This is a genomic window from Methylobacterium brachythecii (assembly GCF_014196345.1).
GTDB lineage: Bacteria > Pseudomonadota > Alphaproteobacteria > Rhizobiales > Beijerinckiaceae > Methylobacterium > Methylobacterium brachythecii.
The window spans coordinates 18,157-29,768 of sequence record NZ_JACIDN010000015.1 but is presented as its reverse complement, the minus strand read 5'-3'; the positions used below and the strand labels follow the sequence as shown (position 1 = coordinate 29,768).

The following is an 11,612-nucleotide window of genomic DNA, read 5'->3' as shown; positions in this document are numbered from 1 at the left end:
GCGCCCTCGGGCAGCGAGCCGTAGACCTCGTCGGTGGAGACGTGGAGAAAGCGGAACGCTCCGCGCTTCGCCTCGGGCAGGCCCTCCCAGTAGCTTCGGGCACCGTCGAGCATCACCTGCGTGCCGATGACGTTGGTGCGCACGAACGCCCCCGGATCGGTGATCGAGCGGTCGACATGACTCTCGGCGGCCAGATGCATCACCGCATCGGGCGCGAACTCGGCATGGAGCGCGTGGACGCGGGCCGGATCGCAGATGTCGGTCTGTACGAGACGATGACGGGTATCGCCATCGAGCGGCGCGAGCGAGATCGGGTTGGCCGCATAGGTCAGTGCGTCGAGCGTCAGCACCTCGTGCCCGAGATCCTGCACCAGATGCAGGACGAGCGCCGAACCGATGAAGCCGCAGCCGCCGGTCACGATGATGCGCATTCCAAATCTCTCCGTCAGTCGCGGCCGGTCGCGCAGGTCGTCCTGCCGTCAGAACAGGTCAGCCGCTTCAGATAGCCGGGGCGCGGCCTTGTCCTTGGCCGAGAGGCTGGCCTCGGCCTCGCTCACCGGCCAGTCGATGCCGATCGCTGGATCGTTCCAGGCGATGGCCCGGTCGTGGGCCGGGCTGTAATAGGCGTCGACCTTGTAGGCGACCATGGTGTTCGGCTCCAGGGTGCAGAAGCCGTGGGCGAAGCCATGCGGCACGAAGAGCTGCTCGCCGTTCTCGGCATCGAGCCGCACCGCCACGTAGCGGCCGAAGGTCGGCGAACCTCTCCGAATGTCCACGGCGACGTCGAGGATCGCCCCGGCGAGCACCCGCACGAGCTTGGCCTGCGCCGCCGGCGGCGTCTGGAAGTGCAGGCCCCGCAGCGTGCCGGCCGGCACTGAGAACGACTGATTGTCCTGCACGAACACGCTGTCGATGCCGGCCTCGGCGAGCCGGTCCGCCCGAAACACCTCCGAGAACCAGCCGCGATCATCCCCGTGCCGCTTCGGAACCACCCGCTTCACCTCGGGAATGGCCGTCTCGATCACGCGCATCGTCATCTCCGGAGAGCCTCGCCAGCGGCCGTTGAGCGCGCTTTCAAGGTTGTGACGGATGCCGAGTCAAGCGAGCGCTGCGTTACTCCCCGGCCGGCCCGAACTCCACCGGAAACGCCAGCTCCGTAAATCCTTCCAGCGTCAGTAGCTTTTCCGGTGGGGGGGTGAAGGGGGACGCGGCCTTGGCGGCTGCGAGGGCGCGGGTGTCGAGGGCGTCGGAGCCGGAGCTCTGGTCGATGGCGGCACCCTCAAGGGTGCCGTCCGCGCCGATCCGGACGCGGATCGTCACCGTCCCACCGGGATTCACTCTGGGATCGCCCGGGAATCGTCCTTCGCCGGCTCGGGTGACCTTGGTCACAACCAGCGAGACCCATCGTTCGACACTCTGCCGGACCTCGGGCCGTTCTCGCGCAGCCGGCAGCGGGCGAGGCGATGCAATCCCGGAGGCGCCGAGCAATGCTGTCAGCAGGACGCCCGAGAACACCAGTCGCGGCAGCATGGATCCCGGTCTCCGCGGCATGTGACGGAACGAAAAAGGGCGCCCGGAGGCGCCCTCGAACGGTCTGGCTTCGACCGCTCACATCTTCTTTTTCTTCATCGACTTCGACTGCATCTTGCCACCGGACATCTTGCCGCTGGAGGCGCCGCCGCCTGCATCCGCGTTCGAACCGGTCTGCATGGTGGTCTTGCCGCTGGCCGCGGAGACCCCCGTGGCGCCCATGCCGAGGGTGCCGAAGGTGAGCGCGGCTGCGAGGGCGAGGCCAAATTTCATCGTTTCACTCCCTGATGGTGAGCCTGAGCGATTTTTGTTGCACCGGGACAAGTATCTGGCGCCGGCTCGGTTCCGGATGCGGAAGATGGCGGCCGTCCGCTCTCAGACGCTGATCGTCGCCCCGCGCCGGAGATGCTCGTCGAGCCGCGGCAGGATCTCGACGAAATTGCAGGGGCGATGGCGGTAGTCGAGCTGCGCGTCGAGGATGCCGTCCCAGGCGTCCTTGCAGGCGCCGGGCGAACCCGGCAGCACGAAGACATAGGTCGCGCGCACCACGCCTGCGGTCGCCCGCGACTGAAGGGTCGAGGTGCCGATCTTGTCGTAGGAGATACGGTGGAAGACGGCCGAGAACCCGTCCATCCGCTTCTCGAAGAGCGGCTCGATCGCCTCTGGCGTCACGTCACGGCCGGTGAAACCGGTGCCGCCGGTGGTGAGGATCACGTCGATGTCCGGATCGCGCGACCAGGCCTCGACCCGGGCTCGGATCGCCGGAATCTCGTCAGGCACGATGCCCCGCGCGGCGAGCTTGTGTCCCGCCGTCTCGAGGCGTTCCACGAGCGTATCGCCCGAGCGGTCGTCTTCCGGCGTGCGGGTGTCGGAGACCGTCAGCACGGCGATGGCGAGCGGGATGAAGGGGCGTTCGAGGGCGGTGTCGTTCATCGGCGGGTCTCGCGGGCGCGGGGCTGCGCGTCAGATATGGGATGGTTCTCGGCGAATGTCTGCCGTGTCGGGCGACGGTCGAGCCTCACCGTGCCCCGCCCTCCCCGATCACAGCGAAGGGCGCCCAGAAGGCCGGGTAGGCGTCGAGGGGCCGTGCGGCCTGCGCGATGTAGTCGAGCATGGCCCGGCGCAGGGCCTCGGCGCGGCCGAGGCTCGGCTGGGCTTCGAGCAGGGTGAAGGTGCTCGTTGTCAGCCGGGTCGCGGCCTCGGAGCCGGCCGACCAATGGGTGACGAGAAGCGCCCGCGCGCCTGCATAGAAGAACGCGCGCACCAGTCCCGAGAGCGCCTCGGCCCCTGGCCTGTCTCCGGCGATGGTGTTGCAGGCCGAAAGCACGACCCAATCGGCGTTGAGATGAAGCGCCGCCACTTCGCTCGCGGTGAGCAGGCCATCGTCGGTCTCGGAGGGCTGACGCGGCAGCGTCAGGGCAAGCGAGGGCTCGCCGATGCCCTTGATGTCGCCGGCCACGAGCCCGTGCGTCGCGAAATAGACGATGCGGTAGTTCGAGAGCGGCGCCTGCTTCACGGCCCGCTCGGTGGCCTGCTCGCCGAGAAAGACGTCGCTTGCCGACACCTTGAGGCGGTGGGAGATGGCGTTCAGCTCGTCGGCGGTCTCGGGGAGCTGCGGCAGTGCTTGGGAGAGCCGCTCCCGGTCGATCCCGGCGCCGCGCCAGAAGTCGCTGTAGCCGGCGCGCGTCGCGCGCGGCGCTTCCCCGCCACCGCGGGCGGAGGCGACCATGGGCGGCGCGTCGGCCCGGCTGAAGACCGGATCGCCGAAGCCGATCATGGTGCTCGGGGCCGAGGCGCCGCGCGGGGTGGCGCGCAGGGCATCGAGGCTGTTGACCGAGGGCAGCACGCTCACGGCGTGGCCTCGGATCAGCCAGGCCGCATCGCGATAATCCGTCATGCGCGGCGCCTGGCGCTCTGGGATCGCCGGCGCCTCGGTGACCAGAAGGTGGAACGGCAGCGCCGTCAGTGCGCCGGTCGGCACGAAGACGAGCCCGTGCTTGCCGGCGATCGTCCCGGCGACAGGCCCGAGCAGCGTCTCGTAGAGCGCGTGGGCGCGGCCGAGATCGAATCGGGCGGCCGGATCGCTTCCGGATCTCTGGAACTCGACGAGATCGAGGCCGCGGCGGAAGGCGGCGACCTTCTCGGAGATCGCCTCCGCGTCGAGCGGCAGCTTTCGCCAGGACACGCCCTCGCGGGTGATCGCGAAGACGAAGCTGTCCGGCGTGCCGGTGAGCAGCACGACCATCGCCTCGTCCGGGTCGAGCAGGCGTTGGGCGTCGGCGACCGTGATCGGCCGCGGACGGGTCAGCTCGGCATAGCGCGGAAACTCGCGGCGCAGGGTCTCCGTGCCGGTCGCGATCTCGGCCTCTGCCTGCGCCAGCGCCTGGCGCAGGCGGCCGGTCTCCGCGGCGATCTCCGCCGTCCCCTTGGCGATCGCCGCAACGAGCCGCTGGTTCAGCTCGGTGCGCTGCGCGGTGAGATCCTGGAGGCGGCGCGTCAGCTCGGCCAGGCGGTCGCTGCCCGCGGCGAAGCGGATGCTCGTCTGGCGAAGGGCCGCCGAGGCGCGGGAATTGCCGGTGCGCTGGCAGGTCTCGAAAGCCTCGGCCGCGAGCGTCGGGGCCGGCTCCAGCCCCGCCTCGGCCGCACGGCCGAGCAGCCGGACATGCTCGTAGAAGGTGGTGACCTGGCGCCCGAGGAAGTCCGCCTGGACCTCGGCGCGGTCGGGCTGCATGACACCGGACACGGTCTCCGACTGTGCCTGCTCGGGCTCGGCGAGCACCGCGGCGACCGCCCTGCGCGACCAGACCAGTGCGCCGCCGATATCGCCCATGCCGTCGCTGACCCGGGCGAGGTTGCGAAGGGTCGCGATGGTGTTGGGGTGCTGCGGCCCGAGCGCCCCCTCGCGGATCGCCAGTGCCTTGAGATAAAGGTCCCGCGCCTCTCGCGGCTTGCCCTCGCGCTCCAAAAGGTAGGCGAGATCATTCAGGGCGACGCCGACCTGGGGATGGGACGGCCCCAGCGCCGCTTCGCGGATCGCCAGGGCGCGGCGCACCAGGGGCTCCGACTCCTCGATTCGATCCTGGTTGGTCAGCGCGCCGGCAAGGTTGCTGAGCGAGATCGCGACGTCGGGCGCCGTGAGCCCGTAGACCCGCTCCCGGATCGCCAGGGCGCGCCGATGCATCGCCTCGGCCTCGACGTTCTTGCCCTGCCATTGCAGGGCGCTCCCGAGGTTGCTCAAGCTGCGCGCGACATCCGCATGGTCCGGGCCGAGCGCCGCCTCGCGGATGTCGAGCGAGCGGCGAAACAGCGATTCGGCTTCGGCGTGCCGGTTCTGCAGGTGCAGGGAGGAGCCGAGCATCATCAGCGATTGGCCGACATCCGGGTGGCGCGGCCCCAGCCCTTTCTCCCGGTTGGCGAGGCTGCGCCGATAGAGTGGCTCGGCCTCGGCCACGCGGCCCTGTTGTTCGAGGGTCGTGCCGAGGTTGATCAGGAGGATGCCGGCATCCGGATGATCCGGCCCGTAGAGGGCCTCGCTGATGGCGAGCGCCCGGCGCATCATCGGCTCGGCCTCGCGGAAGCGCGCCTGACCCAGCAGGCTGATGCCGAGCCCGGCGACGGTCGCACCGGTCTCGGAGGAGTTCGCGCCGGTCCGCTTCTCCTCCAGCACCAGAACCCGCCGGTAGAGCGGTTCGGCCTCGATATCCCGCGACTCGTCGTGCAGGATGTCGGCGAGCTGGCGCGTGACGCGCACCGTATCCTCGTGCTGGCTCCCGAGCATGCGCTCACCGGTGGCGACCGCCTTGCGAGCCGCTCCTTCGGCTTCCATGAACCGCCCCCGCTTGCGCAGGGTGTCGGCGACCTCGCCGTTCAGCGTGACCTGGAATGGATCGTGCAGCTGCTCTGCCATCGTCGCGGCCCGGCGGTAATACTCCTCGGCCTCCGAGTAGCGCGCGAGATCCAGGCTGCACTGGCCGAGATAGGAGAGCGCGATCGCGTAGGAGAGATTGTGAGTTCCGACGCGCCTGCGGACATGGGCCTCCAGCACCTTCGCCTCGGCCATGGCCTTCGAGAAATCGCCCTTCCGTTGGTAGGCCGAGATTCGATTGCCGATCTCACGCGGCGACTCGCCCCTGGCGGCGCCGGATGTCATCACGCTTGCAAACAGCATCGCGCCGACGACGCGGAGACTTGCTCTCGATTGCCGCATGACGTGATCCGCGCGGCGGAACCGAGTCGTCGCCGTGCTCGAGACTGTCGTCGTTCAGTCCGCGATGTCCAGGGCGCCGTCCGGTGAGGCAAGTCCAGCCGGAAGGGGCGCTATTTCTGTCCCGCGCCGGCGGCGATCTGCTCGATGAAGCGCAGGCCGTCCCAGAGTTCGATGTCGAATTGCCAAGCCAGCGCCCGGGCCATGGCCAGGGCCTCGGCGTCGGTCTGGGCGAACAGAACCTCGGTCCGCAGCACCTTCTCCTCGGCGTCGAGGATCAGCGCGCGATAGACCGGCTTCTGCCGGGCCAGTCCCCGGCGGATGGGGTCGGGTTCCGACATCAGGCGGCCCCGCCTTCAGTGTGATCCCGCTCCGCCTCGGCCCATAATTGCCGCTCGGCGAGCAGCCAGAACCGCAATTCGAGGCCGGGCGGACAATGGTTGCGCTCCCATAATTCGTAGGCGCGCTGCCGGATCCGCTCCGCGGGAACCCGCCCCTGCCCGCCTCCGATCCGCACCTCGTCGTCCGTCGCCTGCATCATGCGTTCCCACCGCAACGGCGCGCCCTCCGCGCGCGTTGAGGGCTGCGATAGCCGGAGGAGCGTGTGGCCGCGCGAACATAGGTTCGCGAGGCCGTGGGCCGCTTACGGCAGGCTGGAGCGGACGCGCTGAAGGGAGGCCGGTTTGCCGCGATACTTTTTCGATGTTGCCGATGGAGACCGCCAGGTGCGGGACGACGAGGGCCTCGAACTGCCAGACCGCGAGAGCGCGCGCCGCGAGGCGATCTGCTCGCTGCTCGACATCGCCCGCGACGAGCTTCCCGATGGCGATCATCGCAGCTTCGTGATCACGGTCCGTGACGGCGGCGAGACCTCCCTGCTCTCGGCCCGCCTCGCGCTCGATGCCACATGGCTGGCGCAGGCCGGCTGAGCGGAGGGACGCCATGTCCGATCGAGACCACCTGAGCAAGCTCACGCGCCGCCTGCAGACCAATACCGAGCTGAGCCAGGTGGAGATCGATCGCCTCGAGTCGCTGCCGATGCAGATCCGGACGCTCGCCCGCTTCCAGGACGTCGTGCAGGAGGGCGACCACCCGACGCAGTCCTGCGTGGTCCTGCGTGGCTGGCTCTTTCGCTACCGCATCCTGGAGAGCGGCCGCCGGCAGATCCTGTCGTTCCACGTCGCCGGCGAGATGCCGGACCTACACAGCATCTATCTGGAGGTCATGGATCATTCGCTGGCGGCCCTGACCCCTTGCGACGTCGCGCTCGTCCCACACCGGCCGCTTCAGGAATTCGTCGCCGACCACCCGCGCATCGGCGCCGTGCTGTGGCGAGACACGCTGATCGACGCTGGGATCTTCCGCGAGTGGATGGTCGGCATCGGGCGGCGCTCCGCCTTCGAGCGCCTCGCCCACCTGATCTGCGAGATGTATCTGCGCCTGGCGCACGTCGGCCTCGCCCAGGACCACAGCCTCGAATGGCCCGTGACCCGCACGGATCTCGGCGATGCCACGGGCATGACCTCGGTCCATGTCACGCGGATGCTGGGCGAACTCCGGCGTGCCCGCCTCGTCGCCCTTCAGGGATCGACCCTGACGATTCTCGATTGGGGCCGCCTCGTTGCCGCGGCCGGGTTCGATCCGGGCTATCTGCACCTGCGTCCCTCGTCCTGAGGCAGCCGCAGGGCGGACATTCCTTGCCTTCGGGCGCCTCGGGGACTAGCGATCGCGCCATCCCGAAGGAGCCGTATCGAGTCATGATCCCCCGCTATTCCCGCCCCGAGATGGCCGCGATCTGGTCGCCGGAGAGCCGGTTCCGGATCTGGTTTGAGATCGAGGCGCATGCGACCTCTGCACTCGCCGAGATCGGCGTCGTGCCGAAGGAAGCCGCCGAGACGGTCTGGGAGAAGGGCCGCGACGCGGTCTTCGACGTCGCCCGCATCGACGCGATCGAAGCGGTCACCAAGCACGACGTCATCGCCTTCCTCACCCATCTCGCCGAGATCGTCGGGCCGGAGGCGCGCTTCGTCCATCAGGGCATGACCTCCTCGGACGTGCTCGACACCTGCCTCAACGTCCAGCTCGCACGAGCCGCCGACATCCTGATCGCGGACCTCGACAAGCTGCTCGCCGCGCTGAAGAAGCGCGCCTTCGAGCATAAGATGACGCCGACCATCGGACGCTCGCACGGCATCCATGCCGAGCCGGTGACCTTCGGGCTCAAGCTCGCCCAGGCCCATGCCGAATTTTCTCGGAATCGCGAGCGCTTGGTCGCGGCGAGAAAAGAGATCGCGACCTGCGCCATCTCCGGCGCGGTCGGCACCTTCGCCAATATCGACCCACGGGTCGAAGAGTATGTCGCCGAGAAGATGGGGCTCGCCGCCGAGCCGGTCTCGACGCAGGTCATTCCGCGCGATCGCCACGCCATGTTTTTCGCGGTGCTCGGCGTGATCGCCTCGTCCATGGAGCGCCTCGCCATCGAGGTGCGCCACCTGCAGCGCACCGAGGTGCTGGAGGCGGAAGAATTCTTCTCCGAGGGGCAGAAGGGCTCCTCGGCCATGCCGCACAAGCGCAACCCGGTGCTCACCGAGAACATCACCGGGCTGGCTCGCATGGTGCGCGGCTACGTGACCCCGGCGCTCGAGAACGTGGCGCTCTGGCACGAGCGGGACATCTCGCACTCTTCCGTCGAGCGCATGATCGGCCCCGACGCCACCGTGACCCTCGATTTCGCGCTCGCCCGCATGACCGGCGTGATCGACAAGCTGCTGATCTATCCAGAGCAGATGCAGAAGAACCTCGACCGGCTCGGGGGCCTCGTCCACTCGCAGCGCGTGCTGTTGGCCCTAACCCAGGGCGGCCTGTCGCGCGAGGATTCCTATCGGCTGGTCCAGCGCAACGCGATGCCGGTCTGGCGCGGCGAGGGCGACTTCCTGACGCTGCTGAAGGCTGACGCCGAAGTGACCGCCGTGCTGAAGCCCGAGCAGATCGAGGACTGCTTCGACCTGGGCTACCACCTCAAGCACGTCGATACGATCTTCCGCCGAGTGTTCGGAGAGGCGTGAGCCCCCCCGTCAATGCGAGGCGAAGCCGAGGCAATCCAGTGCCAATGGGCAGGCGTTGCGGGTGTTGCTCTGGATAGCTTCGCCCACGCTCGCAATGACGGAGTGACTTGCGCACGGTTCGTGCTTGGCACCGGACAGGAGCGAGACAGGATCCCATGACGCGCACCGCTTACGTCAACGGCCAGTACCTGCCCCTGGAGCAGGCGGCGGTCTCGGTGATGGACCGGGGCTTCCTGTTCGCGGATGGGATCTACGAGGTCTCCGCCGTGCTCGGCGGACGCCTCGTCGACAATGCCGGGCATCTTGCGCGCCTGGCACGCTCGCTCGCCGAGATCGGCATCAGTAACCCCCATCCCATCGAGGAATGGGTGCGGATCGAGACCGAGCTGGTCTCGCGCAACGGCCTCGACGAGGGGCTGGTCTACATGCAGGTGACCCGCGGCGCCGCAGAGCGCGACTTCTCCTTCCCGAAGGACGCCGTGCCGACCGTGGTGGCCTTTACCCAGGCCAAGACCATCCGGGCGAACCCTCTGGCCGAGACCGGGGCGAAGGTCGTCACGGTGCCCGACATCCGCTGGCAGCGGCGCGACATCAAGTCGGTGGCTCTGCTGGCCCAAGTGCTGGCCAAGCAGGCGGCGGCGGAGGCGGGCGCGGCCGAGGCCTTCATGGTCGAGGACGGCGCGATCACCGAGGGCTCGTCCTCGACCGCCTTCATCGTCACGCGCGAGGGCACCATCGTCACCCGCCCGCTCTCGAACGCTTTGCTGCCGGGCATCACTCGGCGCGCCGTGATCGCGCTCGCTGCCGAGTTCGGCCTGACGCTTGAGGAGCGGCTGTTTTCGGTGGAGGAGCTGCACGGCGCGGCCGAGGCCTTCTACACCAGCGCCTCCGCCTTCGTGATGCCGGTGGTCTCGGTCGACGGCGAGACGCTCGGCGAGGGGCGGCCGGGGCCGGTCGCGCGGCGTCTGCGCGAACTCTATTTCACCTTCGCCGAGGCGCGGGACTGAGCGTCCGGCTTGCGGAACCACGCCAGCACCATCGCCATCACTAGGAACGCGGCGAGCCCGGTCCACAGGCCGCCCTCCTTCAGCTTGGCAAGGGCCACGCCCCAGGGATCGTCGACGGTCAGGGCTGCCGCCACGATGAGCAGCAGCAGCGGAATGGCGCAGAGGATGGCAAGCCAGCGGGGCATGGCGTCAGCATAGCACCGGCCGTCGCAGGCTCGAAGCGCCAAGCGTGCGCATCGGAACCCCTACCTGTCGAACCCTCGTCCGGCTACACAGCGCCCCATACGTAATGTCGGAACGGCAACGACCGTCAACTCCAGCGGTGCGGCCAAAGCAGATCCCGTACGGCCTTTCCGTGCGATAGGGCCACCGGTGAGCGCTTACATCAGAAGCGCTGATCCTTGCGGCCACGTGCCACCCAGTTCGGCTGGTCCCGCCCAACCTGGACGCGGCGCCATAGAGCTTGACGAACACCGTATGTCGCCGTGATGGCCACGACGAGGGAGGACGGCCCGCGATGGGACCCGGGCATCTCAGGTTGAGGAAGCGCCAGATTCATTGGCCGGTCTCTCGTGGCGACGCTGAAGGCGACGGGCCCGGAGAGATCGGATGCGAACCCGTAGGCATAGCGGCGGCAGCCGGCTGTGCGGGCGTTGCTCGGTGCACGCGTAAGATTACCGCGTCCCAGAGGTCAGACGTTCGGTCGGACGTTTGAATCCGGAGCTACGGGCGCTTCGCGCAAACCGGGCAAGCGGTCGAGCTTGACGGACAATTTGCGCCTGACCTGCAGGATCTCGCTCGGATCGGGTTTCGGCAGGCGGTCGAGCAGGGTTTGCAGGCCCGGCGGAAATGCGCCGGCCCGGTAGCGGCCGTAATGGTCGGTCGCCGTGACATCGCTGGCATGTCCCATCAACGCCGCCACTTCGGCAGGCCGGTAGCGCACTTTCGCAAGGGCGGCGAATTCGTGCCGCGCCGAGTACAGCGCGATATGCTTTGTTCGCCGTGGCCAGAGCGCGCGCGTGATGCCGTGGAGACAATCGCCCAGGGCCTTGATCAGGCGCGGGGCATCGAGCGTCGGGTCGGAGATGCGCCGGACCCATCGTTCGACCGCACGCCGCTCCACCTCGGGCAGGCGGTCGAAGACCAGCGTTCGCGTCGGACCATGGGCACGGACGGTATCCGCCTTGGCATTGGGCACGCGAAGCACCAGAACGGCGGGATCGTCGCTCGGGACGAGCCGCGTGCCGGCCCACTCCGCTGGGCGCAGCCCGCAGCGTTTCGCGGCGAGGAGACAATCGGCGAGGTCGCCGGCGTAGCGGCTCTTGATCCGTTCGGCTTCCGCGACGATGGCATGGCGATCCGCCTCGTCGAAACGCTTGGCCTTGCGCGAGGAGGTTCGCCGCGTCGTGCGAAGGCAGCCCTCGGTCCCCGCCGCCTGAAGGTCCCGAAGCGCGGTCTGCATGGTTGCCAGGCTTGTGGCGAGCGCCCGCATTTCGCCGGACTCGCTTACGGCTGCGAGGGCGGCGGTCTTGAGATCGATCGCGCGTTCGAGGAGGAAGACCGAGGCGCTCTTGTATTGCTGCCAGCTGGTGGCGGCGACGCCAGGCCTGCGGGCGAGAAGCCAGGTGACGAACTCGGCCCAAGTGACGGCGTGCCTTTGCTCCGGCCGAGCGATCTCGGTCGCGCAGCGCGTCAGCAATTGGCGGGCGCGCTTGGCATAATCCGCCTCGGTCTTGGCTTGACGGGGTCGGCGGGCTCCGGATCGCGGGTCGGTATCGGTATCCATGGTGCTCGAGCCCTACGTTA

General features: G+C 68.7%; 14 protein-coding genes. 4 read left to right on the top strand and 10 right to left on the bottom strand.

Annotated elements, in window-relative coordinates; all coding sequences use genetic code 11:
• The 8 genes from GGR33_RS25210 to GGR33_RS25175 form a co-directional block, all read right to left on the bottom strand.
• The coding region (locus GGR33_RS25210; protein WP_183513737.1) for a GDP-mannose 4,6-dehydratase at positions 1-431 on the bottom strand (431 nt) is incomplete at its 3' end.
• Between the two features lie 48 nt (positions 432-479).
• Positions 480-1,031 carry a dTDP-4-dehydrorhamnose 3,5-epimerase gene (rfbC, locus tag GGR33_RS25205; RefSeq protein ID WP_183513734.1) on the bottom strand — a complete coding sequence of 184 codons (552 nt, stop codon included), beginning with the start codon at positions 1,029-1,031 and terminating at the stop codon, positions 480-482.
• A gap of 82 nt (positions 1,032-1,113) precedes the next feature.
• Positions 1,114-1,530 (bottom strand): cell envelope integrity TolA family protein, encoded by a 417-nt coding sequence (locus GGR33_RS25200; protein ID WP_183513731.1) that lies wholly within the window; start codon positions 1,528-1,530, stop codon positions 1,114-1,116.
• A gap of 78 nt (positions 1,531-1,608) precedes the next feature.
• Positions 1,609-1,803, bottom strand: coding sequence for a hypothetical protein (locus tag GGR33_RS25195; RefSeq protein WP_183513727.1), 195 nt, complete (start codon positions 1,801-1,803; stop codon positions 1,609-1,611).
• Between the two features lie 102 nt (positions 1,804-1,905).
• Positions 1,906-2,463 (bottom strand): molybdenum cofactor biosynthesis protein B, encoded by a 558-nt coding sequence (moaB, locus tag GGR33_RS25190; protein WP_183513722.1) that lies wholly within the window; start codon positions 2,461-2,463, stop codon positions 1,906-1,908.
• Positions 2,464-2,548: 85 nt separating this feature from the next.
• Positions 2,549-5,737 carry a CHAT domain-containing tetratricopeptide repeat protein gene (locus GGR33_RS25185; RefSeq protein WP_183513712.1) on the bottom strand — a complete coding sequence of 1,063 codons (3,189 nt, stop codon included), beginning with the start codon at positions 5,735-5,737 and terminating at the stop codon, positions 2,549-2,551.
• 110 nt (positions 5,738-5,847) lie between these two features.
• Complete coding sequence (locus GGR33_RS25180) at positions 5,848-6,075, bottom strand: hypothetical protein (RefSeq protein WP_183513702.1); 228 nt, start codon at positions 6,073-6,075, stop codon at positions 5,848-5,850.
• Positions 6,075-6,290 (bottom strand): DUF2934 domain-containing protein, encoded by a 216-nt coding sequence (locus GGR33_RS25175; protein WP_246413464.1) that lies wholly within the window; start codon positions 6,288-6,290, stop codon positions 6,075-6,077. Before GGR33_RS25175 ends, GGR33_RS25180 begins: the two co-directional genes overlap by 1 nt.
• A gap of 127 nt (positions 6,291-6,417) precedes the next feature.
• On the opposite strand from GGR33_RS25175, the gene GGR33_RS25170 reads away from it, so the two are divergent.
• The 4 genes from GGR33_RS25170 to GGR33_RS25155 all read left to right on the top strand — a co-directional run bounded on the left by GGR33_RS25170 (position 6,418) and on the right by GGR33_RS25155 (position 9,806).
• Positions 6,418-6,663 (top strand): DUF6894 family protein, encoded by a 246-nt coding sequence (locus tag GGR33_RS25170; protein WP_183513698.1) that lies wholly within the window; start codon positions 6,418-6,420, stop codon positions 6,661-6,663.
• Positions 6,664-6,676: 13 nt separating this feature from the next.
• On the top strand, positions 6,677-7,408 hold the full coding sequence (locus tag GGR33_RS25165) for a Crp/Fnr family transcriptional regulator (protein WP_183513694.1): 732 nt from the start codon (positions 6,677-6,679) through the stop codon (positions 7,406-7,408).
• Positions 7,409-7,491: 83 nt separating this feature from the next.
• Complete coding sequence (purB, locus tag GGR33_RS25160) at positions 7,492-8,799, top strand: adenylosuccinate lyase (RefSeq protein ID WP_183513690.1); 1,308 nt, start codon at positions 7,492-7,494, stop codon at positions 8,797-8,799.
• 155 nt (positions 8,800-8,954) lie between these two features.
• Positions 8,955-9,806: a D-amino-acid transaminase gene (locus GGR33_RS25155; RefSeq protein ID WP_183513685.1), complete on the top strand. Its 852-nt coding sequence runs from the start codon at positions 8,955-8,957 to the stop codon at positions 9,804-9,806.
• Here GGR33_RS25155 and GGR33_RS25150 read toward each other — a convergent pair.
• Together GGR33_RS25150 and GGR33_RS25145 are read right to left on the bottom strand one after the other, a co-directional pair.
• Entirely contained in the window at positions 9,776-9,991 is a 216-nt protein-coding gene (locus GGR33_RS25150; protein WP_183513681.1) for a hypothetical protein, read from the bottom strand. The two genes, GGR33_RS25155 and GGR33_RS25150, sit on opposite strands and share 31 nt — an antisense overlap.
• Positions 9,992-10,497: 506 nt before the next feature.
• On the bottom strand, positions 10,498-11,592 hold the full coding sequence (locus tag GGR33_RS25145; RefSeq protein WP_183513677.1) for a site-specific integrase: 1,095 nt from the start codon (positions 11,590-11,592) through the stop codon (positions 10,498-10,500).
• Positions 11,593-11,612: the final 20 nt, after the last annotated feature.

Bases quoted from the DNA above. Each gene is read 5' to 3' on its own strand.
- rfbC (WP_183513734.1), bottom strand. From the start codon at position 1,031: ATGCGCGTGATCGAGACGGCCATTCCCGAGGTGAAGCGGGTGGTTCCG.
- GGR33_RS25150 (WP_183513681.1), bottom strand. From the start codon at position 9,991: ATGCCCCGCTGGCTTGCCATCCTCTGCGCCATTCCGCTGCTGCTGCTC.
- GGR33_RS25185 (WP_183513712.1), bottom strand. From the start codon at position 5,737: ATGCGGCAATCGAGAGCAAGTCTCCGCGTCGTCGGCGCGATGCTGTTT.
- GGR33_RS25180 (WP_183513702.1), bottom strand. From the start codon at position 6,075: ATGTCGGAACCCGACCCCATCCGCCGGGGACTGGCCCGGCAGAAGCCG.
- GGR33_RS25155 (WP_183513685.1), top strand. From the start codon at position 8,955: ATGACGCGCACCGCTTACGTCAACGGCCAGTACCTGCCCCTGGAGCAG.
- GGR33_RS25165 (WP_183513694.1), top strand. From the start codon at position 6,677: ATGTCCGATCGAGACCACCTGAGCAAGCTCACGCGCCGCCTGCAGACC.
- moaB (WP_183513722.1), bottom strand. From the start codon at position 2,463: ATGAACGACACCGCCCTCGAACGCCCCTTCATCCCGCTCGCCATCGCC.
- GGR33_RS25195 (WP_183513727.1), bottom strand. From the start codon at position 1,803: ATGAAATTTGGCCTCGCCCTCGCAGCCGCGCTCACCTTCGGCACCCTC.
- GGR33_RS25145 (WP_183513677.1), bottom strand. From the start codon at position 11,592: ATGGATACCGATACCGACCCGCGATCCGGAGCCCGCCGACCCCGTCAA.
- purB (WP_183513690.1), top strand. From the start codon at position 7,492: ATGATCCCCCGCTATTCCCGCCCCGAGATGGCCGCGATCTGGTCGCCG.
- GGR33_RS25200 (WP_183513731.1), bottom strand. From the start codon at position 1,530: ATGCTGCCGCGACTGGTGTTCTCGGGCGTCCTGCTGACAGCATTGCTC.